Here is a 20079-nt window from a genome sequence, read left to right on the forward strand (position 1 = left end):
AGCCATGGCTGTCCCACGGATTCTGATCGTCGGCGGCGGATACGTCGGCATGTACACGGCACTGCGCCTGCAGCGCAGGCTCCGCCGCGGCGAGGCGCTCGTGACCGTCGCGGACCTCGACTCCTACATGACCTACCAGCCCTTCCTGCCGGAGGCGGCCGCGGGGAACATCGAGGCGCGGCACGTCGTCGTCCCGCTCAGGCGGGTGCTGAACCGGTGCCAGATCCTCAGCGGCCGGATCACCCAGGTGCGGCTGGGCGACCGCAAGGCGGAGTTCACCCCGCACGAGGGGCCCGACCTCACCATCGACTACGACTATCTCGTCATCGCGCCGGGCTCGATCTCCCGGCTGCTGCCGGTGCCCGGCCTCGCCGAGCACGGCATCGGCTTCAAGACCATCGAAGAGGCCATCGCCCTGCGCAACCACGTGCTCGGCCGCCTCGACATCGCCGCGTCCACGCCGGACCCGGAGGTCCGCCGCAGGGCCCTCACCTTCGTCTTCGTCGGCGGCGGCTACGCCGGCGTGGAGGCGCTGGCCGAGCTGGAGGACATGGCGTCGGACGCGCTCGAATACTTCACCGGGCTGCGCCGCGAGGACATGCGCTGGGTGCTGGTGGAGGCCACCGACCGCATCCTGCCCGAGGTCGGCCCCGACATGGGCAAGTGGACTGCCCTCCAGCTGCGCGAGCGGGGCATCGAGATCCGCATGAACACGCTGCTGAAGTCCGCGGAGGGCGGCCACATCGTGCTGAGCGACGGCGAGGAGTTCGACGCCGACACCCTGGTCTGGACGGCCGGCGTCAAGCCCAACCCGCTGGTCGCCGCGGGCGACCTGCCCCTGGACAAGAGGGGCAGGATCAAGGTCGACGCCTGCCTGCGCGTGCACGGCACCGACTTCGCCTTCGCCGCGGGCGACTCCGCCGCCGTCCCCGACCTGACCCGGCCGGGCGAGTTCTGCCCGCCCAACGCCCAGCACGCCGTACGGCAGGCCAGGACGCTGGCCGGCAACCTCCTCGCGGCGCTGCGGGGGGAGGTCCAGCGGCCCTACCGGCACAAGTACGCCGGGTCGGTGGCGAGCCTGGGGCTCTACAAGGGGGTCGCGCAGATCTACGGCCGGGAGCTTCGCGGCTTCCCCGCCTGGCTGATGCACCGCACCTATCACCTGACGCGGATGCCGACGTTCAACAAGAAGACCCGGATCCTCATGGACTGGACGCTCGGGCTGTTCTTCCCTCGCGAGATCATCTCGCTGGGGGCCATCGAGGAGCCGCGCAAGGAGTTCACGCTGTCCGCCCGCTCGTGAGCGCACTCCGGCGGCCGCCTTTCCGGGGCGTCACACCGGCGCCGAGTCGTGCCTGCGACGAGCGTCACGCTACGTGGCTCGGGGGGCTCGGAGGCGGCTGCAGGCGGCTCGGAGGCGGCTGCGCCGGGCGGCTCCGAGCCCGGGCACCCCCGCCGGGCCGGGGGAACCGGCGGCCCGGCGGGAAACGCGCTGATCACCCCACTTCGGCGGCGGGGGCGTCCTCATCGGTCAGGGCCCCGGCGAACTGCGCCGAATAGAGCCGGTGATAGGCGCCCCGCGCGGCGAGCAGCTCGTCGTGGGTGCCGTGCTCGACGATGCTTCCGGACTCCATCACCAGGATGAGGTCGGCGTCGCGGATGGTGGACAGCCGGTGGGCGATGACGAAGCTGGTCCTGTCGCTGCGCAGCGCGGCCATCGCGTGCTGCACCAGGACCTCGGTGCGGGTGTCGACCGAGCTGGTCGCCTCGTCCAGGATCAGCAGCGACGGGTCGGCGAGGAACGCGCGGGCGATGGTCAGCAGCTGCTTCTCGCCGGCGCTGATGTTGCCGCCCTCCTCGTCGATCACGGTGTCGTACCCGTCGGGGAGGGTGCGGACGAACCGGTCGACGTACGTCGCGCGTGCCGCCGCCTGGATCTCCTCGTCGGTCGCCCGCGGGTTGCCGTAGGCGATGTTGTCGCGGATCGTCCCGCCGAACAGCCAGGTGTCCTGCAGCACCATGCCGATCTGGGAGCGCAGGTCCTCGCGGCGCATCGCCGTGATGTCGACGCCGTCGAGGGTGATGCGGCCCGCGTCCAGCTCGTAGAAGCGCATGATCAGGTTGACCAGCGTGGTCTTCCCCGCGCCGGTCGGGCCGACGATCGCGATCGTGTGCCCGGGCTCGGCAACCAGCGACAGGTCCTCGATGAGGGGCTGCTCGGGGTCGTACCTGAAGGACACGTGCTCGAACTCCACGCGCCCCCGCCGGGTCGCGGGCAGCGCCGGCTCGGCCGGGTCGGGCTCCTGCTCCTCGGCGTCCAGCAGCTCGAAGACCCGCTCGGCGGAGGCCACCCCCGACTGCAGCAGGTTGGCCATCGAGGCGACCTGGGTCAGCGGCTGGGTGAACTGCCGGGAGTACTGGATGAACGCCTGCACGTCGCCCAGGCTCATCGAGCCGTTCGCCACCCGTACGGCGCCGACGACCGCGATGGCGACGTAGTTGAGGTTCCCGATGAACATCATCGCCGGCATGATGATCCCGGAGATGAACTGGGCGCCGAAGCTCGCCTTGTAGAGGGCCTCGTTGCGCTCCCGGAACACCTGCTCCACCTCCGGGCCCCGCCCGAAGACCTTCACCAGCTCGTGACCGGTGAACGCCTCCTCGATGTGGGCGTTCAGCGTGCCCGTGTGGGCCCACTGGGCGACGAACTGCTTCTGCGACCGCTTGGCGATCCGCCCCGTGACGATCATCGTGACCGGGATCGTCACCAGCGCGATCACCGCGAGCAGCGGCGAGATCACGAACATCATGACCACCACGCCGATCACGGTGAGCAGCGAGCTCAGCAGCTGGCTCAGCGTCTGCTGCAGGGTCTGCGACACGTTGTCGATGTCGTTGGTGACCCGGCTGAGCAGCTCGCCGCGCGGCTGGCCGTCGAAGAACTTCAGCGGCAGCCGGTGCAGTTTGTCCTCGACGTCGGCCCTGAGGCGGAACACCGTGCGCTGCGTCACGTCGTTGAGCAGCCGGCCCTGCAGCCACATGAACAGCGACGCCGCGACGTACAGCACCAGCACCCACGCCAGGACCGTGCCCAGCGCGCCGAAGTCGATGCCCTGACCGGGAACGACGTCCATCCCCGCCAGCATGTCGGCGAAGTCGCCGTGACCCGAGGCGCGCAGGCCCTCCACGGCCTGCTCCTTGGTCGTCCCGGCGGGCAGCCGTCCGCCGATCACACCGCTGAAGATCACGTCGGTCGCGCGGCCGAGCAGCTTCGGCCCGATGACGGAGAACACCACGCTGATCACGGCGAGGGCGATCACGGCCACGAGCCTCGGCCGTTCGGGGCTCAACCGGCGCAGCAGCCGCCGCACGGAGGGGCCGAAGTTCATCGACTTCTCCGCCGGCATCTGCCCGCCGCCGAAGGGCCCGAAGCCGCCACCCCCGGGCCGGGGTCGTACGGGTGCCGTGGGCCGGTTGCTCATACCGCACTCCCCGCGGTCAGTTGGGACTCGACGATCTCGACGTACGTCGGGCAGGTGCCGAGCAGTTCGTCATGGGTGCCGATGCCGGCGACGACACCGTCGTCCAGCACGACGATCTGGTCGGCGTCGGCGATGGTGGAGACCCGCTGGGCGACGATCACCACGGCGGCGCCGGCCGTGTGGGGGCGCAGCGCGGCGCGCAGCCGGGCGTCGGTGGCCAGGTCGAGCGCCGAGAACGAGTCGTCGAACAGGTAGATCTCCGGCTTGGCGACCAGCGCGCGGGCGATGGACAGGCGCTGGCGCTGCCCCCCCGACACGTTCGTGCCGCCCTGGGAGATCGGGGCCTGCAGGCCCTCGGGCATCGCCTCGACGAAGTCGCGGGCCTGGGCCACCTCCAGCGCCTCCCACAGCTCCTCGTCGGTCGCGTCCGGGTTGCCGTACCGCAGGTTGCTCGCGATGGTTCCGGAGAACAGGTACGGCTTCTGCGGCACCAGGCCGATGCGCGTCCAGAGCATCTGGGGATCGAGGTCGCGTACGTCGACGCCGTCGATCAGCACGGCGCCGGACGTCGCGTCGAACAGCCGGGGCACCAGCGAGACCAGCGTCGTCTTCCCCGAACCGGTGCTGCCGATGATGGCCGTGGTCTGTCCCGCGGTCACGCGGAAGGAAATGCCGGACAACACCGGCGCCTCCGCACCCGGGTAGCGGAACTCGACGTCGCGCAGCTCCAGCTCGCCCCGGCGGTCCACGTGGCGTACGGGGTTATCGGACGGGCGCACGGACGACTCGGTGTCCAGCACCTCCGTGATGCGCTCCGCGCAGACCGCGGCGCGCGGGATCATGATCGAGATGAAGGTGGCCATCATCATCGACATAAGGATCTGCATCAGATACATGAGGAACGCGGTGAGGGCGCCCACCTGCATCTCGCCGCTGTCCACCCGGGCGGCGCCGAACCACAGCACGGCGACGCTGGAGGCGTTCAGGATCAGCATCACGGTGGGGAAGATGAGCGCGGTCAGCCGCCCGACGCGCAGCGCCGTGCCGGTCAGCTCGTCGTTGGCCGTGGCGAACCGGCGGGTCTCCTCACGCTCCCGCACGAACGCCCGCACCACCCGGATGCCGGAAAGCTGCTCGCGCAGCACCTGGTTCACCACGTCGATGCGGGTCTGCATGGCGCGGAACTGCGGGACCATGCGGAAGACGATCAGCCCGATCGAGACCAGCAGCACCGGGACGCAGACCAGCATGAGCCACGACAGCCCGACGTCCTGACGCAGGGCCATGATGATGCCGCCGACCCCCATGATGGGCGCGGCGACCAGCATCGTGCAGGTCATCACCACGAGCATCTGGATCTGCTGCACGTCGTTGGTGTTGCGGGTGATCAACGAGGGAGCCCCGAACTGGGCGACCTCCCGCTGGGAGAAGCCGCTCACGCGGTGGAAGACCGCCGACCGGACATCCCGGCCGAACCCCGCCGCGACCCGGGCGCCGTAGTAGACCGCCGCGATCGAGCAGGCGATCTGCACGAGGGACACGGTCAGCATCCAGCCGCCGGTGGCCAGGATGTAGCCGGTGTCGCCCGTGGCCACCCCCTGGTCGATGATGTCGGCGTTCAGGCTCGGCAGGTAGAGGGAGGCGATGGTGCCGACGAGCTGGAACAGCACCACCGCCGCGAGCGCGGGGGAGTAGGGCCGCAGGAACGTGCGGAGCAGACGGCTCAGCACGGCGGTGGTCCAGGGAAGCGTCGCGGGGAGGGGAAAATCATGCCGAACACGCTATATGAGCAGCTAACTCACTCACTCGTGGTTTTCGGCACGAGCGAACGGCGTTCGCTGGTCGTGGACGGAATCGAGGACGTCCAGGGGGCGTCAGGGGGCGTCAGGGGGCGTCGGGCACGCGGCCGATCGTGCGGGTCGGCCTTTTCCCACGTGCCGGGCTCAGGGGTCAATGGGGCGTACTTCTCGCGGGTTTCTCGTGACACACAGCGATGAGGTCTCGCGGGTGGGCACCCGCGAGACCCTCAGCGCGTTTTCGGCGTTGTGCTGTCGGCGTTGTGCTGTCGGCGTTGTGCTGTCGGCGTGGTGCTTTCGGCGTGGTGCGGGGAGACGTCGCGGGGTCAGCGGCGGACGCGTCCACCGCGCCAGCCGCCACGCCAGGAGTTCACCCCGGCGGTGCCGACGCCGGCCTGGTGCAGGGCCAGCAGGCACAGGCCGAGGGCGAGCAGCGCGGTCAGGCCGATGCCGATGCTCGCGTTGAGTAGATCGAGGAGAAAGGCGATCCCGAAGACGACCGCCGCGGCGATGGCGAGCATTGTTACCTCACTTCCGGTTCAGATGGGCAAGTAACGTGTGGTACTCGTGCAGGGCCAGGCGCAGCGCCTCGGTGTCGCCCCGCTCGTCGTCCTTCCACTGGTCGAGCAGCTCCTGACGGCGGCTGGTGAGGGCCGACAGGGCCTCCTCCACCAGCGCGTCCGCCTGCTCGACCGAGTGACGGGGATCGTCGACGAAGCCCGTCTTGATCTCCCGCCACCGGCTGTCGAACGCCTCGTCGTCTCCGGGGGCGGCGGCGGTGGTGGTGGGGTAGGCCACCGGACCGTCCACCATGGCGCCGGTGGTCGTGCCGGTGATGGCGTTGCCGTCCGTGCCGGGGTCGAGGTCCGTGGCGGCGTCGTGGGTGCCGTACGCGCCGGTCGCGACGTCGCCGGATGCCTCGGCGAGGGATCCGGCGTGGTCGCCCGCGACGAGGGGGTCGTCCTCCGCCGTGTGCCCGCCGCCGGTCTTGGGCGACGTGAGGACGTCGTCGCCCGCCTGGCCGTACGGCTCGTCGTCCGCGTCATCGCGGGTCTCCGGGGCATCGGAGTACGCGCGGTCGCCGGCGTCGGGAACCGTGCCGTCCGCGTGCGCAGTGCCATCCGCGTACGCGGCGCCGTCCGTGTCCGCCGCGCCGTCCGTGTGCACGGTGCCGTTCGAGTGCGCTGTGCCGTCCGTCTCCGCAGTGCCGTCCGTGTCCGCCGTGCCCTTCGTCTGCGCTGTGCCGTCCGTGTGGTCGGGGGCGTACGCGGCGCCGGGGGAGTAGACCGGGCCGGGGCCCTCGTGCTCGTCGCGTCCGGCGTCCGCGACGGCCTGCTCCCTGCGCGCCTCCTCCTCAAGGGGTTCGGGCGTCTCGGGAGTCGGTCGCTCGGTGATGTCGTCGCGCTCGTCGTGCCTGTTCGTCCGCATGGTCATCGCTGCGCCTTCCGTACGTCCGCGTGGTGGCCGTTCGTCGAAGTGCCGTCGTAGCCGTCGGTGGCGTACGTGGCGTCGTCGGTGTGGTCGTGCCGGGGAGCGTCGGCGCCGTCGCCGAGAAGCTCCTGGAACAGCGCGCGATAGTGGACCATCGCCTGGCGGAGCTCCTCGGTGGTGGCCTCCTGCCGGGCGGCGCGGCTGCTGACGTCGTGGGCCTTGCGGTAGTGGTCGAGCGTGGTGGCGTGGGCCACCGACAGGTCGCTCAGACGCTGCTCGAACTCGTCCGTGGGATAGCCGCGCTCGGCCATCACCGCGGTGACCAGCGCGTCCGCCTCGGTCACGGCGAAGCCGGGAGCGTCCACGAACCGCTCCTGCACCTCGGCCCACTTCCTCGCGTACTGTTCCCGGGTCTGCGGGTCGAGCGGGCGGATGTCCAGCGTGGCGTGGCGCTCCTCGCGGGCGAGCAGTTCCTGCTCGGCCTCTTTACGGCTGTCGCTCTCCCGCACCGCCCGTTCGTACTCGGGCCCGAAACGGTCCTGCAGGTGGCGCCGGCGGTTGCGGGCCGACACCAAGTAACCGACTGCAAGGATCACCAGCACGGCGACGATCACGACGGCCACCCATGCTACGGCGGTCATTTCTGCCTCCAGGGGTGATTGCGTTGTTCACCCGCACTGCCCTGGAATGCGGCCTTCACGCCTCGCGTAATCGCGAATTCTGGGGGTAAAGGGGCGTTCTACCAGCAGAGGAGGTAGCCATGGGCTTCGGGGCCAGTCTCGCCTTCATCGCGGTCGGCGCGGTTCTCGCGTTCGCCGTCAAATGGGACGTTCCTGGAATCGACCTGCAAATGATCGGCTGGATTCTCATGACCGTGGGGGTCGTCGGCATGGTGCTGACCGGCCGTTACACCCGCCGTCCGCGGACGGAGGAGACGGTGGAGACCATCGAGCCGGACACGATGTACACCGTGGACCCGGCGGCCGAGCCGCACGTCCACGTCCAGGAGACCCAGCCGCACACCGCCGTCCACCCGGGCGAGCGCCATGTGCACGTACGCGAGGAAACCACGCACCTGCCCCGCGACGGCGCGTGAGCCGTACGGGTCAGGACGTGGTGCCCGCCGCGTCCGTGGCTTCGCGGGCCTCGGCGAGGACCCGGGCGATGTGCGAGTCGTCCCCGGCGGGCACCTCGTGGAAGCCCATCTCCGGGTCATAGGCGATGTCGAGCCTGTTGTCGACCAGCCGGTTCGCCCACCGCAAGGCGGTGTTGAGCCTTTCCTTCGGGACTCGGCGCCCCTGGGCCGCGGCGGAGAGGTTCCGCAGATTGGTGGCGGGGCCGCTCTGGCTGTGCTCGCGCCGGAGCTTCCACGGCAGGGCACGGCTGTGGTCCGTCATCGGCTTGGACAGGCCGGCGGCCCGCTTCGCCTGGAGGACGCCCGACTCCGTGACACCGAAGTGCTCGGCCAGACGGGCGTTGGTCCACCCTTCGGCCGCCAGCCGGACGAGTTCTTCCTGGTCGATGCGCGCCTTCCGCCCCATGATCGCCAGCCTAGGCCCACCGGCGCGGTTCGTGTACGCACGAGGGCGGAATCTGCGCTAAGGTTTGGGTGTGCCCAGGGAGACCAGGGCAACGGGACGTAGCGCAGTTTGGCAGCGCACTTGACTGGGGGTCAAGGGGTCGTGGGTTCAAATCCCGCCGTCCCGACACTGTTCTAGCAGGTCAGAGCCACAGTTCCCAAGATCGGGGATTGTGGCTTTTCTGTTGTGTCACCCAGGTGTCATCAAGAGTCGCCCTCCCGGACCGTGCCGCCCGGTGACAGATGTCTGTCCAGCGTGTCACCGCATTCGCCGGTCCTCTGGCCGGGGGAGCGCCTCGTGTTCAAACGGACTGGGAGATCTACACCGTAAAGGACCCTGCTTCTGAGCGGTAGGAACTTGATCGACAACGCATCCGCAGCGGGAAGCCATCGCAGACGCCCGTAGCTGCCCTGGCGACCTTCCTGGCTACGACTTGGTGACCGTCGTTCGCCACACCGACGCTGGGGACGTGGAGAGCTGCGAGCCGGGGCTGGGAGCAGTGCGTTGTCACCTGTAGCGAGCATCGGTAGGTTCCGATCATGTCCGACGCCGACTTCACTCCGCTCCGTGTCACCCAGGTGGCGTACGGGCGTGACATCGACTTGGCGATCCGGGAGTGGGCGCGGGCCAATGGACACCCGATCAGCGATTGCGGCCGGGTCGGTCACGGGCTCGTCGAGGCATTCTTCGCTGCCAACCCTGACGTGTATGAGCGGGCTGAGAAGACCGAGGCGGTGCATGCCGCCGCCCGCATGCCCGGTGCCTCGCCGGAGGACTATGCGTGGCAGGACGAGGGCCCGCTGGGACCGATCTACACGATCACCCTCGTCAGGGGAGTGGAGGAGTACGAGGTGCTGCGGCGGTTGGGCGCCGCCCCGGAACACATCCGCCTGATCGACGTGGATGAGTACCCCGACTCCAGCCGCACAGAGATCGTCACGGTACGGCGGGCGGGAGATTGGACCATCGTGATCGAGGAGTGCGGCTGGCTCGGCGTGCAACGCGAGGTCATCGGTAAGCTGTCCCGCGATGGCGAGGAGGCTGTCGCCGTGATGCGACACGATTACGCCGCCAGGCACGACTTCGCCTACGCCCTCGACGGTGAGCTCGTCACCGGTTTCGATCCGAGCCAACCCGGAACCCGCTGGGGCACCGCACCCGACCGGCTCAACCGGCATCTTCGCCAGCTCGGCATCGACCCGGCCACCGACGACTGGATCGACAACGCCATCCAGGCCGTCCTCGCGCTTGCCGGCCGAATCTCCGGCGTCGTGGTCACACCCGCGCACATCGAGCGTCCCGTTCTCGGTGCTGCATTCTTCCGTTGAAGCCGGCTCTGCCGCCTCGGTGTCCGGCTGATCCAAACCGGCGTAGAGGCCGGATGGTCAACTGCGAGTTCTCCGGGCCGACTTGCAGCCGGACGATAGTCGGAGGTTCTTCCACTGGGGTCATGGGACGGTTACGGAAGGCGTCGAATTGTCCCTTATCGTGGTTTTATTCCTGCCCGTAATTGTGGTTCAAGTTGATAACGAGGTGATTGCTCGAACGGTAGGGCAAAGGCGTTCGGGGCTAGTGTTCACTCGTGCTTCTTGATCGCATCCACACGGCTTCTCGGTCTGCTGATCGTGCGTGTGATCGGAAGAGGTGAGCGCGTGGGATTCTTGGACCGTTTTCGGGGTGAGCCGGGCCGGCGTCGAGCGGCCGAGGGGCATCATCCGTCCGGGCACGACGGTAGGCAGGCTGCAGCTCCCCGCCGCGCGGTAGTCCCTGCAGGAACGGGATATCCGCAGCAGCCGCAGTCGCCCCCGCCTCCGCCGCCTCCCGTGGGACCTTGGCTGCCGCCAGGCGTCGGGGTCGGCGTCGCGGGGCTCAACATCGTCGGCGGCCTGCTGTATGTGGGCGCCGGTTTACCGTCGGTATCGGGGCAGACGGTCGAACCGGCGTTGATCGACCCGCGACTGCCCGTCGACCTGCGCCGTCCGGATTGGACGGGACAGGGCCTGCGCTACTGGCCGTCCTATGCGTCGATTCCGCCGGATTCGCGTGCCGCCTATCTGTCCTGGCTCGCCGACGGACGGCGCTACCCGCATGTGCCCATTGGCTATGTGTTCCTCTACTTCTATGGCCTGGAACGACGGGCTCTGCACGATCTACGCCTGGATCGTTCCACTGTGGGGCGCGAGTTGTCGATCATCCAGGCCGAGGTTCGCCGGCTTCTCCGGATCTACGGTGAGAACTCCTCCTTCCGGAGCTATGCCGGTGAGTTCGACCAAGTCCTCGACCTGCTGATCCTGGCGGGCCAGGACACGCAGCCCAGCGCTGGGCATCCCCCTGAGCCTTCTCGCGAGGTGACGCCGCTTCGGCTGACGGTGGGATTGGGGGAGTTCGCGGCGGAGGGACGACCAGTCCCCGCCGAGTGGGCGTTGGCCTGGATCCGCTCCCACCCCGACTACTACCCGCGTACTCCGGCGACGCGTTGCGCCGCTCAGTTCGATGCGCTGTTCCGCGCGCGGTACGCCGCGCGTCATCGTGCCGGGCTGGTGGTCCGGCCTGGACGCAAGGAAGTCTCCCTTGATTACCGGCCCGCCAGTGCCGGCTTCGGCGGGTACCCCCGGCTGACACTCCACGGCATCCCCGACGTGCTGACGCTGGCCGCGCCGACACGCAAGCTCGTGGCGTTGGCTGACGAGTGCACCACCGACTTGGACGCCTACAGCCGTTTCGTCGGACGCTTCCCGGACCGGCAGGCGAGTGTGCAGGCGCAAGCACTGCTTCCGGCAGAGTTGCTGGACCTCGAGTCGGGAGGCGCGAGCCGCGCCGTGACGTGGGCGCGGAACCGTCTTGGCGCGCAGGAGACCGCTCTCGTGCCGACGGAGGAGTTCGCCGCGCTGCTGGACGCGTCTGAGGCCAAGCCGGCGAAGAAAGACGTCGTCGCTTTGGCGCAACTGCTGGGCAGCGTGGGGATCGGAGTCGAACCCGATCCGCGGCTGGGCGGTCCGGTCCTGTCGAGCGGTCCCATGGTGCTTTTCGCCGCTCCGGGCGGTCCCACCGCGGCATCCTCGGACGCCTACCGCGCCGCGACGATCCTGCTCCATCTGGCGGCGGCCGTGAGCGCCGCCGACGGGGAGACCTCGGAGGCGGAGCAGGGTCATCTCAGCGATCACCTCGAACGGGCCCTGCACCTGACACAGGACGAACGCCGGCGCCTGCACGCGCACCTGCGCTGGCTCATCGCCACCGAGGTGAAGCTCACCGGCCTGACCCGGCGCCTGGCCGAGATCGACGAGAGACAGCGGGCCTACGTGGCGGAGTTCCTCACCGGGGTGGCCGCAGCCGACGGTCATATTTCTCCTGAAGAGGTCAAGACCCTCAGCCGTATCTATCGGCTGCTCGGACTCGATCCCGCCATGGTGAAGGCCGTGCTGCCTGCCGCCGCTCACCCCGCTCCAGCGGCCGGTCCAGTGGTCGTTCGCCATGCTGAGCCGGAGCCGGGCTTTGCGATTCCCCGCCCTGTCGACGTTCGAACGGCCCCGGCCGCCGTGCACCTCGACCACGGTGCCATCGCCGCCAAGCTTGAGGAGACGGCCAGGGTGGGGGCGTTGCTGGGCTCGATCTTCACTGAAGAGGAGCCGACACACGCGCCCTCGCCGCCTCCGGCCGCTGATCCGGTCGCCGGGCTGGACGGCCCGCACTCCGGCCTCGTACGCGGCCTCCCGCAGGTGGAGCAGTTGTCTCGGGGGGAGTTCGAGGACCTCGCGGCGAAATGGAACCTGCTCCCCGATGGCGCACTCGATCGCATCAACGAAGCCGCCTACGAGGTGGGCGGTGAGCCGTTACTCGAGGGAGACGACCCGATCTGGGTCAATCGATACCTGCTGGGAGAGATGCTGACGTGACCACGACGATCCCGATCCGCCCCCGCGAGCGTGACGCCCTCCTCCAGTCGCTGCGGGCGGGCGTAGTCCCTCGGGCCGGCCAGCGGCATGTGCAGGTGGGCCGGGCCCCCGAGGTCCAGGCCCTGGTGACCGACATCGATCGAATCGCCGGTGGTGGGTCAGCCGTGCGTTTCGTCATCGGTGACTTCGGCGCGGGCAAGACCTTCTTCCTGCACCTGGTGCGATCCATCGCTCTGGAGAAGAAACTGGTCACCGTTCACGCCGATCTCAACCCCGACCGCCGCCTGCACTCCACCGGCGGCCAGGCACGCAGCCTCTACGCCGAACTGATGCGCAACATGGCCACCAGAGCCAAGCCCGACGGCGGGGCACTTTCCGCAGTCGTCGAGAGGTTCGTCTCCACGGCACTTGCCGAGGCCCAGCAGGTCGGCGCCGACCCCGGGCAGGTCATCCGTACGCGCCTTGCCCACCTGGCCGAGATGACCGGAGGATACGACTTCGCCGAGGTCGTCGGCGCCTACTGGCGCGGGCACGACAGCGGTGACGAGCAACTGAAGGCCGCCGCGGTGCGCTGGCTGCGGGCCGAATACTCCACCAAGACCGAAGCCAGGTCCGCGCTCGGCGTCCGGACGATCATCGACGACGCGACCTTCCACGACCACCTCAAGCTGATGAGCCGGTTCGTCCGCCTGGCCGGATACGACGGCATGCTGGTGTGCCTGGATGAGATGGTCAACCTCTACAAGCTGGCCTCCACCCAGGCCCGCAACGCCAACTACGAGCAGATCCTGCGTATCTTCAACGACACACTGCAGGGCACGGCCGCGCACCTGGGCTTCTTGTTCGGCGGCACCCCCGAGTTCCTCACCGATTCCCGTCGCGGGCTCTACAGCTACGCCGCACTGCAGTCGCGGCTGGCGGAGAACTCCTTCGCCAGGGACGGGCTGGTGGACTACTCCGGGCCAGTGCTCCGTCTTACCGCCTTGACCCCGGAGGACCTCTACGTCCTACTCACGAAGATCCGGCACGTCTACGCCTTCGGCGACCCGTCCCGCTATCTCGTCGCCGACGACGCGCTGCCCGCGTTCATGCACCACTGCTCCAGCCGGGTCGGTGACGCCTACTTCCGCACGCCACGAACGACGATCAAAGCCTTCTGCGACCTGCTGGCCGTACTGGAGCAGAATCCCGGAGCGGACTGGCGGCGGATTCTCCCCTCGGTCGAGCTGGACCAGGAGAGCAACCCCGATCTGGCCCCGCTCGAAGAAGACGAGGGTCTCGCCACGCAGGCATCGGTGACCCAGCCCGGAGCTTTCGGTGACGACGACCTCGCCTCCTTCCGGCTCTGACGCCTTCCAGCTGCTCCACCCCAAGGTGCAACGGTGGATCTGGCAGCAGGACTGGCCCGAGCTGCGCCCGGCCCAGGAGGCGGCCGCCGCTCCCGTTCTCGCGGGTGAGACAGACGTGCTCATCGCCGCGGCAACCGCCTCGGGGAAGACCGAGGCCGCGTTCCTTCCCGTCTGCTCGGCGCTGACCGCGGATCCGCCGCAAACCGGCGGGTTCGCTGCGATATACATCAGCCCGCTTAAGGCGTTGATCAACGACCAGTACGGCAGGCTCGACGAGCTGTGCGAACACCTGGACATCCCGGTGGCCCGCTGGCACGGCGACGTCGGCGCCGGCGTCAAGAGCAAGCTCCTCGACCGGCCCCGGGGCATCCTCCTGATCACCCCCGAATCGCTGGAGGCGATGTTCGTCCTGCGCGGGTGGAAGATGCGCGACCTGGCCGGTGCCCTGCGCTACGTCGTCATCGACGAGATGCACTCGTTCATGGGCACCGAGCGCGGAGCACAACTGCAGTCCCTCATGCACCGGCTCGACCTGGCCGCCCGCCGCCGCGTCCCACGGATCGGACTATCGGCCACACTCGGCGACATGCGCGCGGCGGCGGATTTCCTCCGGCCCGGCAGCGGGGACAAGGTCACCGTGATCGTGTCGGACGCCGACGGTCAAGAGCTTCAGTTGCAGGTGCGCGGCTACGTCGAAACGCAGCCCAACCTCTCTGCCCTGGACAGAACCGCCGATGAGGACGCGGAGCAACAGACGGGCGAGGAGGACTCAGGGGAGCGGTCCGCCATCGCCGATCACCTGTTCACGACCCTGCGCGGCTCCCACAACCTGATCTTCGCGAATTCCCGGGGCGCTGTGGAGGAGTACACCGACCTGCTCAGCCGTCGATGCGACCAGGCGGGCGTGCCGAACGAGTTCGTCCCGCACCACGGAAACCTCTCCAAGGACATCCGCGAGCATGCCGAGTCCCGCCTCAAGGACCGTGCCCGGCCGGTCACCGCCGTCTGCACCTCCACCTTGGAAATGGGGATCGACATCGGATCGGTCTCGTCGGTCGCGCAGGTCGGAGCGCCCCCCGGGGTCGCCGCCCTGCGTCAGCGCCTCGGACGTTCCGGGCGACGCGGAGGGCCGGCGATCCTGCGGGTCTACATCCGCGAGCGTGAGCTGTCACCAACGCTGCACCCAGCCGAGGAACTTCGCGCTCAGCTCGTGCAGACCATCGCGACGATCGAGCTTCTGCTACAGCGCTGGTACGAACCCCCACACGGAACGGCGCTGCATCTGTCCACCCTGGTGCAGCAGACTCTCTCGCTGATCGCCCAACACGGCGGCATCACCCCGAACGACGCCTACCGAACGCTCTGCGGCCAGGGCCCTTTTCGGCTGGTCGACGCCGCGACCTTCGCCGCCCTGCTGCGCGACCTCGGCGAAGCGACGATCATCCGGCAGGAGACCGATGGCCTCCTTCTGCACGGTGACGCGGGGGAGAAGCTGGTCAACCATTACACCTTCTACGCCGCCTTCGCGGCTCCCACCGAATACCGCATCGTGCATGGGGGACGGGCTCTCGGAAGCCTGCCCATCGAACAGTCACTCCCCGAAGGTGCTCTGCTGATTTTCGCGGGCCGGCGTTGGCGAGTCCTCGCCATCGACGCGCGGGCAAAGGTCATCGAGGTCGCGCGAGCATCAGGCGGCCGCCCGCCACGCTTCACGGGAGCCGGCCCGGAGGTACACGACCGCATTCGGACCGAGATGCGGCGCGTTTACCAGGACAGCGCTGTTCCCATCTACCTGGATGCGACCGCCCAGCGCCTCTTGGAGGAGGGCCGCGCCGCCTACCGCCGCTTCGGCCTGGAAGCCCAGCCGATCCTGGCCTACGGAAACGACACCCTGCTCTTCCCGTTCTGCGGTGATGCGATCATGACGACGATCGCGCTCACCCTGCATACCAGGGGAGTCAGTGTGGAACGACAGGGGTTGGCACTGGCACTGTCCGGAGCATCGCCGCAGACCACCGCCGACCTGCTGAGAGAAATGAGCGAATCCGAGCTGCCCGCAGCGACCGAGCTGGCTCGGCTGATCCCCGACAAGAGAATCGACAAGTACGACGAATTGATCGGGGAGGAGCTCTTGGCCCGATCTTTCGCTGCCCGGCAGCTTGATGTTCCTGGTGCTCGAAACGTGATCAGCCGTCTCGCCGAGCAGAGCGCCCTCGCCTGTCTCTCGTAGCTCCAAACCGGTCCGTTGCTTCGTGAAGCATCCGGAAGCGGCGTCAGCGAGAGGGCGAAGCGACCGGCGGTGGGGGGTCGGGTGGGAAGGCGGAGGAGAGTTGGGGGGTGGTGTCGGCCTACTCGTACGGCTCGCTCGGTTCTGGGATTTCCGTCACCTGGATGGCGGTCATCTCCGGTGGCACGGTTCCGTTCGGGATCTTGCGGGACCTCGGCGGGACCCAGGTGGCGGTCACCTCGACCCAGGTGTCGTCGGGCGGCGGAGCGGCGCCGAGCACAGCCACCTTAGGGCGATGGCGTCGGCCGCGCAGCAGCTCATCCGCATGCGGGTGACGTACCAGCGGTCTTTCTTCTTCGGCCGTACGACGAAGCCGGTCGCAGGACCCTCTTGCCGGTCGAGAGCGGGACGTAGGAACCGGTCGTCCCCGGGGCTAAAAGCACCAGCCGCGCCCAGGCCAGCCTCGCCCGGCCGACGCTGGTGCCGAAGACCTGGCCATCGTCTGATCTACCCGTCTTGTGAGCGTTTCAGGAGTTCCTCCGGCTGATTCCGCAACCGCGGCAGGCTGTAGAGCCTGGCCAGGCCCCATATGAAGGAAATGGACACCCATATCCGACAGCGATCAAACATGTCAAGAATGGAAGGTATATGGGCGTTCTGGGACGATTGCGCTGTGCATGTCGGCGGATCGTCCCTGCGTGCGTTACGTGCCGCGGTGTTCGCGGCAGCGTGCGTGCTGGTCTCAGCCGCTCTGCACATGCTGGCCGGCGGGGCTCCCGTGCGTGGGGGAACCCTGGTCGCCGCAATGGCGCTGACCTGGCTGGGCGCGTTCCTCCTCGCAGGCCGTCAGCGGGGCCTGGGGGTCCTGCTGAGCGCTTCCTTCGGCGCGCAGTACGGGATGCACCATCTGTTCACTCTCGGCGCCGCGCACGCGTCGCCGTCGCCGTGGACGGGTGAGCACGGCACCGGTTTGGGAATGCTGCTGATCCATGCCGCGCTGGCGGTCTTGTCCGCCTGGGTGCTGGAACACGGTGAGTCGGCCCTGGCGTTGATCGTGCATCTGGCCGTCACGCCGGTGCGCGGTCTGCGGGCCGTGTTGCGCGTCCTCGCGGGTGCGCTGGTCGGCATCGCCGCACCCTCTCCCCGCCCCGTGGTGGAACCTCTCCTCCGGGTCCCTCGTCGTTCCGACTTCGTCGTGGTGGTCGCTCGGCGCGGTCCGCCTCTGGCCGTCTCCGTTCTCTGATACGGGCTGCCGCCTGCCATTGGCGGCATCGGCTCGCCATGCCGTACGCCCGTTTTCGCCGCCCTGAACCGCGCTGAACGCGGTCCGCGGCGTAACCCCCCTACGCAGGTGACGCGTACCTGTCGGTGTGCGCTCGCCGTGAACGGAGAACCCCATGACTTCTACCGCTGATATTCAGCGTGCCGTCGATCCGGCCCGGCCTCCCCAGCCCAGGCGTGCGACCTGGGCGGTGCTGCGCCCGCTGGTGCTGCGCCTGCACTTCTATGCCGGAATCCTCATCGCCCCCTTCCTGCTCGTGGCCGCGACCACGGGCCTGCTGTACGCCGCCTCTTTCCAGATCGAGAACGTCGTCTACCGGCATGAGCTGACCGCGCCGGTGACTCAGACCAGCGTTCCCCTGAGCGAGCAGGTCACTGCGGCTCGCCAGGCGCTCCCCGAAGGGAAGGTGACCGCGGTGCGGCCCGCGGCCGAGCCCGGCCTGACCACCCGGGTGCTGCTGGACGTGCCGAACCTGCCCGAAAGCACTCAGATGGCGGTCTTCGTCGACCCCGGCACCGGTCAGGTGCGCGGCACGCTGGAAAGCTACGGCGGCTCCGGCGCGCTGCCCGTACGCGCCTGGATCTCCGACCTGCACCGTCGCCTCCACCTGGGAGAGCCCGGGCGGATCTACAGCGAGCTGGCCGCCAGCTGGCTGTGGGTCGTCGCCCTCGGCGGGCTGGCGCTGTGGCTGAGCAGGCGTCGCCGCAACGGCCGCCGCCTCCGTGGCCTGCTCACTCCCGACCGCGCCGCCACTGGGCTACGCCGCACGCTGTCCTGGCACGGCTCGGTGGGCTTGTGGGCCGTGCTGGGCGTGCTGTTCCTGTCCGCCACCGGCCTGACCTGGTCGAAGTACGCCGGAGAGAACATCGGCGAGCTGCGTACGAGGTTCGGCTGGGCGACTCCGTCGATCAGCACCGATCTCGGTGAGCACGCCGGGCACACGGGGCACGCCGGGCACGCCGCGAGCGGCGGCCAGGCCGGCGACACCGCGGACGTGGGAATCGACAAGATCGCGCAGGCGGCGGCCAGCTGGCGGCTGTCCGGCCCGCTGGAGATCGTCCCGCCGGCCGAGCCCGGGGCCGCGTACGTGGTCAAGGAGATCCGCAAGACCGCTCCCACGCGACTGGACCAGCTGGCGTTCGACCCGGCGACCGGGCAGTTCGTGGGCGAGTTGCGGTTCGCCGACTACCCGCTGGCCGCCAAGCTCACCGAGTGGGGCATCGACGCGCATATGGGGCTGCTGTTCGGCCTGGCCAACCAGATCGTCCTGGCCGCGATCGCAATCGGGCTCGTCACGCTGATCGTGCTGGGCTACCGGATGTGGTGGCGGCGCCGTCCGACCCCCGGATTCGGCCGGCCCTACCCCCGCGGCGGTTGGCGGGCGGTGCACTGGGGAGTTCTGGCGCCGCTGGCCCTGCTCGCCCTCGTCGTGGGGTACTTCCTGCCCCTGATGGGCATCTCCCTGGCCGCGTTCCTGGTGATTGACACCCTACTCGGGCTCCGTTCCAGGGTCGCCGGCTAGGCGCATGGCTTGTGCAGCCGGAGCCCGGATCCGCGAGAATTCGGGCTCCGGCCACATCACCCGCCGAGTGGTGAACAGTGGGCGTGTGTGGACATGACCGTGATGCGCGTACGGCGGGGAGGGCGCGGTTACGGAGCCTGGGGCCTGTAGTAGCGGGCCCGGCTCTCGCGGTTCGTCGCGGGCTCCCTTCGCGCCTCAGGCGGCGAACAGGAGAAGCAGGCCCACGACGGTGTAGACCACCATCAGCACGAGCAGGGGGATCTGGCCGAGGACGGCGGTCCGGCGGGGGGACGGGGCCAGCGCGCGGTCGTGTGCCAGGACGGTGCCCAGCACGTGGCCGATGACGATGACCGTGACCTGGAGGGTGGCGACTCCGGCGGGGGTGGTGCCGAGCGCCTGGGTGGTTCACCCGGCGGTGCCGAGCCAGTTCGCGCCGGTGTCCAGCGGGTCGGACAGCAGGGCGATGGTCCGCTGCCCATCCAGGAGGAACTCGGTGGCATCGGCCGGAGGTGCGGCACCCTCCGCTACCCCGGTGACCGTGGCGGACAGCCCGGATCAGGAGACTGGCATGCCGGGCTGGATCTGGGCGGTCGTGGCCGCGCTCGCTGTTCTCGAAGTGGCCGCCGTCCTGCTGGACGCGGCAGGAAACCGTCGACGCCGCCGCTCCCGGACAGCTCGGAGGACCCCGGATCAGGACCGGAGAACGGTGAGCGCGACTGACGGACGCGGCGCGAGAGTTTGAAGGAGGCTCGTTCGCGCCTCTCCGCATCAGGTTGTCGGGGCTGGGGAGAGAAGTCCCGGGCGGCGGCCCGTGGTTGGAACAGTGCTGCGGAAGGATCTCCTAGCACCACGGGCCGCCGCGGTCTTGGGCGGGAAGGTTCAGGCCACGCCTCGCGCGGCCTCAAAGCGGGAAGTCACGTCGGTCCAGTTGACCAGGCTCCAGAGCTTTTCAACGTAGTCCGGCCGGACGTTGCGATACTGCAGGTAGTAGGCGTGCTCCCAGGCGTCGAAGACCAGGAGCGGGGTGGTGTTCATCCCGACGTTGCCGTGGTGGTCGTAGACCTGCTCGACGACGAGCCGGCGGGAAAGGGGCTCCCAGGCCAGAACTCCCCAGCCGGAGCCCTGCACCGTGCTGGTCGCGGTGGTCAGCTGCTTCTGGAACGCCTCGAAGGAGCCGAAGTGCTCGTCGATCGCGTCGCGCAGTGCCCCGTCGGGCCGGTCACCGCCGTCCGGTGAGAGGTTCTGCCAGAAGATCGTGTGCAGGACGTGCCCGGACAGGTTGAAGGCGTAGGTCTTCTCCAGGCCGACCAGTCCGCTGAAGTCGCCCTTGTCCCGGGCTTCGGCGAGGCGATCGAGGGTGTCGTTGGCGCCCTTGACGTAGGCGGCGTGATGCTTCGCGTGGTGCAACTCCAGGATCTCGCCCGTGATCGCCGGTTCGAGCGCGGCGTAGTCGTAGGGCAGGTCGGGCAGGGCGTACTGGCCCATCAGGTCCCTCCAAACAGTTATTGCGAATC

General features: G+C 69.0%; 17 protein-coding genes and 1 tRNA gene. 9 read left to right on the forward strand and 9 right to left on the reverse strand.

The genetic code is table 11. The features are described from left to right. Window positions 1–4: 4 nt before the first annotated feature. Window positions 5–1303, forward strand: coding sequence for an NAD(P)/FAD-dependent oxidoreductase (locus OHB01_RS25430; RefSeq protein WP_142651625.1), 1299 nt, complete (start codon window positions 5–7; stop codon window positions 1301–1303). Window positions 1304–1496: 193 nt separating this feature from the next. Here the strand turns inward: OHB01_RS25430 and OHB01_RS25435 are convergent, their stop codons facing one another. The 5 genes from OHB01_RS25435 to OHB01_RS25455 all read right to left on the reverse strand — a co-directional run bounded on the left by OHB01_RS25435 (window position 1497) and on the right by OHB01_RS25455 (window position 7350). Beyond that, window positions 1497–3482, reverse strand: coding sequence for an ABC transporter ATP-binding protein (locus OHB01_RS25435; RefSeq protein ID WP_142651624.1), 1986 nt, complete (start codon window positions 3480–3482; stop codon window positions 1497–1499). Beyond that, a complete protein-coding gene (locus OHB01_RS25440) occupies window positions 3479–5212 on the reverse strand; it encodes an ABC transporter ATP-binding protein (protein WP_142651623.1) in 1734 nt (577 codons plus the stop codon). The genes OHB01_RS25435 and OHB01_RS25440 overlap by 4 nt, the downstream gene beginning before the upstream one ends. A gap of 392 nt (window positions 5213–5604) precedes the next feature. Then, on the reverse strand, window positions 5605–5799 hold the full coding sequence (locus OHB01_RS25445) for a hypothetical protein (RefSeq protein WP_142651622.1): 195 nt from the start codon (window positions 5797–5799) through the stop codon (window positions 5605–5607). A 7-nt stretch (window positions 5800–5806) separates the two neighbouring features. Further along, a complete protein-coding gene (locus OHB01_RS25450; protein ID WP_142651621.1) occupies window positions 5807–6712 on the reverse strand; it encodes a hypothetical protein in 906 nt (301 codons plus the stop codon). After that, window positions 6709–7350 carry a hypothetical protein gene (locus OHB01_RS25455; RefSeq protein ID WP_240972105.1) on the reverse strand — a complete coding sequence of 214 codons (642 nt, stop codon included), beginning with the start codon at window positions 7348–7350 and terminating at the stop codon, window positions 6709–6711. Before OHB01_RS25455 ends, OHB01_RS25450 begins: the two co-directional genes overlap by 4 nt. Before the next feature lie 119 nt (window positions 7351–7469). Here OHB01_RS25455 and OHB01_RS25460 point away from each other — a divergent pair, with 119 nt between their 5' ends. Next, the gene (locus OHB01_RS25460) at window positions 7470–7805 is read left to right on the forward strand and encodes a DUF6458 family protein (protein ID WP_142651620.1); all 336 of its coding nucleotides are present in this window, start codon (window positions 7470–7472) and stop codon (window positions 7803–7805) included. A 10-nt stretch (window positions 7806–7815) separates the two neighbouring features. On the opposite strand, the gene OHB01_RS25465 is transcribed toward OHB01_RS25460, so the two are convergent. Beyond that, window positions 7816–8250 carry a hypothetical protein gene (locus OHB01_RS25465; protein ID WP_142651619.1) on the reverse strand — a complete coding sequence of 145 codons (435 nt, stop codon included), beginning with the start codon at window positions 8248–8250 and terminating at the stop codon, window positions 7816–7818. Between the two features lie 92 nt (window positions 8251–8342). On the opposite strand from OHB01_RS25465, the gene OHB01_RS25470 reads away from it, so the two are divergent. The 5 genes from OHB01_RS25470 to OHB01_RS25490 all read left to right on the forward strand — a co-directional run bounded on the left by OHB01_RS25470 (window position 8343) and on the right by OHB01_RS25490 (window position 15764). Beyond that, window positions 8343–8416, forward strand: a tRNA-Pro gene (locus OHB01_RS25470). A gap of 412 nt (window positions 8417–8828) precedes the next feature. Further along, entirely contained in the window at window positions 8829–9617 is a 789-nt protein-coding gene (locus OHB01_RS25475; RefSeq protein WP_142651618.1) for a DUF6461 domain-containing protein, read from the forward strand. Between the two features lie 495 nt (window positions 9618–10112). Next, window positions 10113–12185, forward strand: coding sequence for a TerB N-terminal domain-containing protein (locus OHB01_RS25480; protein ID WP_168066519.1), 2073 nt, complete (start codon window positions 10113–10115; stop codon window positions 12183–12185). Further along, window positions 12182–13534: an ATP-binding protein gene (locus OHB01_RS25485; RefSeq protein WP_142651616.1), complete on the forward strand. Its 1353-nt coding sequence runs from the start codon at window positions 12182–12184 to the stop codon at window positions 13532–13534. Before OHB01_RS25480 ends, OHB01_RS25485 begins: the two co-directional genes overlap by 4 nt. Then, a complete protein-coding gene (locus OHB01_RS25490; protein ID WP_328854063.1) occupies window positions 13503–15764 on the forward strand; it encodes a DEAD/DEAH box helicase in 2262 nt (753 codons plus the stop codon). The genes OHB01_RS25485 and OHB01_RS25490 overlap by 32 nt, the downstream gene beginning before the upstream one ends. A gap of 118 nt (window positions 15765–15882) precedes the next feature. Here OHB01_RS25490 and OHB01_RS25495 read toward each other — a convergent pair whose 3' ends face one another. Then, window positions 15883–16041 carry a hypothetical protein gene (locus OHB01_RS25495; protein WP_328854064.1) on the reverse strand — a complete coding sequence of 53 codons (159 nt, stop codon included), beginning with the start codon at window positions 16039–16041 and terminating at the stop codon, window positions 15883–15885. Between the two features lie 309 nt (window positions 16042–16350). Between OHB01_RS25495 and OHB01_RS25500 the strand changes: the two genes are divergently transcribed. Both OHB01_RS25500 and OHB01_RS25505 read left to right on the forward strand, forming a co-directional pair. Continuing rightward, entirely contained in the window at window positions 16351–17004 is a 654-nt protein-coding gene (locus OHB01_RS25500; protein ID WP_147942108.1) for a hypothetical protein, read from the forward strand. A 154-nt stretch (window positions 17005–17158) separates the two neighbouring features. After that, window positions 17159–18565, forward strand: a complete 1407-nt coding sequence (locus tag OHB01_RS25505; RefSeq protein WP_142651614.1) for a PepSY-associated TM helix domain-containing protein — start codon at window positions 17159–17161, stop codon at window positions 18563–18565. Between the two features lie 195 nt (window positions 18566–18760). On the opposite strand, the gene OHB01_RS25510 is transcribed toward OHB01_RS25505, so the two are convergent. Further along, a complete protein-coding gene (locus tag OHB01_RS25510) occupies window positions 18761–18898 on the reverse strand; it encodes a hypothetical protein (RefSeq protein WP_167530296.1) in 138 nt (45 codons plus the stop codon). 546 nt (window positions 18899–19444) lie between these two features. Further along, the gene (locus OHB01_RS25515; RefSeq protein ID WP_142617307.1) at window positions 19445–20050 is read right to left on the reverse strand and encodes a superoxide dismutase; all 606 of its coding nucleotides are present in this window, start codon (window positions 20048–20050) and stop codon (window positions 19445–19447) included. Window positions 20051–20079 lie beyond the last annotated feature (29 nt).

Source organism: Microbispora hainanensis (genome assembly GCF_036186745.1).
Taxonomy (GTDB): domain Bacteria; phylum Actinomycetota; class Actinomycetes; order Streptosporangiales; family Streptosporangiaceae; genus Microbispora.

Coding starts and splice junctions, on each gene's coding strand:
- OHB01_RS25445 (WP_142651622.1), bottom strand. CDS start 5,799: ATGCTCGCCATCGCCGCGGCGGTCGTCTTCGGGATCGCCTTTCTCCTC.
- OHB01_RS25450 (WP_142651621.1), bottom strand. CDS start 6,712: ATGACCATGCGGACGAACAGGCACGACGAGCGCGACGACATCACCGAG.
- OHB01_RS25515 (WP_142617307.1), bottom strand. CDS start 20,050: ATGGGCCAGTACGCCCTGCCCGACCTGCCCTACGACTACGCCGCGCTC.
- OHB01_RS25475 (WP_142651618.1), top strand. CDS start 8,829: ATGTCCGACGCCGACTTCACTCCGCTCCGTGTCACCCAGGTGGCGTAC.
- OHB01_RS25430 (WP_142651625.1), top strand. CDS start 5: ATGGCTGTCCCACGGATTCTGATCGTCGGCGGCGGATACGTCGGCATG.
- OHB01_RS25465 (WP_142651619.1), bottom strand. CDS start 8,250: ATGGGGCGGAAGGCGCGCATCGACCAGGAAGAACTCGTCCGGCTGGCG.
- OHB01_RS25505 (WP_142651614.1), top strand. CDS start 17,159: ATGACTTCTACCGCTGATATTCAGCGTGCCGTCGATCCGGCCCGGCCT.
- OHB01_RS25500 (WP_147942108.1), top strand. CDS start 16,351: ATGAAGGAAATGGACACCCATATCCGACAGCGATCAAACATGTCAAGA.
- OHB01_RS25435 (WP_142651624.1), bottom strand. CDS start 3,482: ATGAGCAACCGGCCCACGGCACCCGTACGACCCCGGCCCGGGGGTGGC.
- OHB01_RS25455 (WP_240972105.1), bottom strand. CDS start 7,350: ATGACCGCCGTAGCATGGGTGGCCGTCGTGATCGTCGCCGTGCTGGTG.
- OHB01_RS25460 (WP_142651620.1), top strand. CDS start 7,470: ATGGGCTTCGGGGCCAGTCTCGCCTTCATCGCGGTCGGCGCGGTTCTC.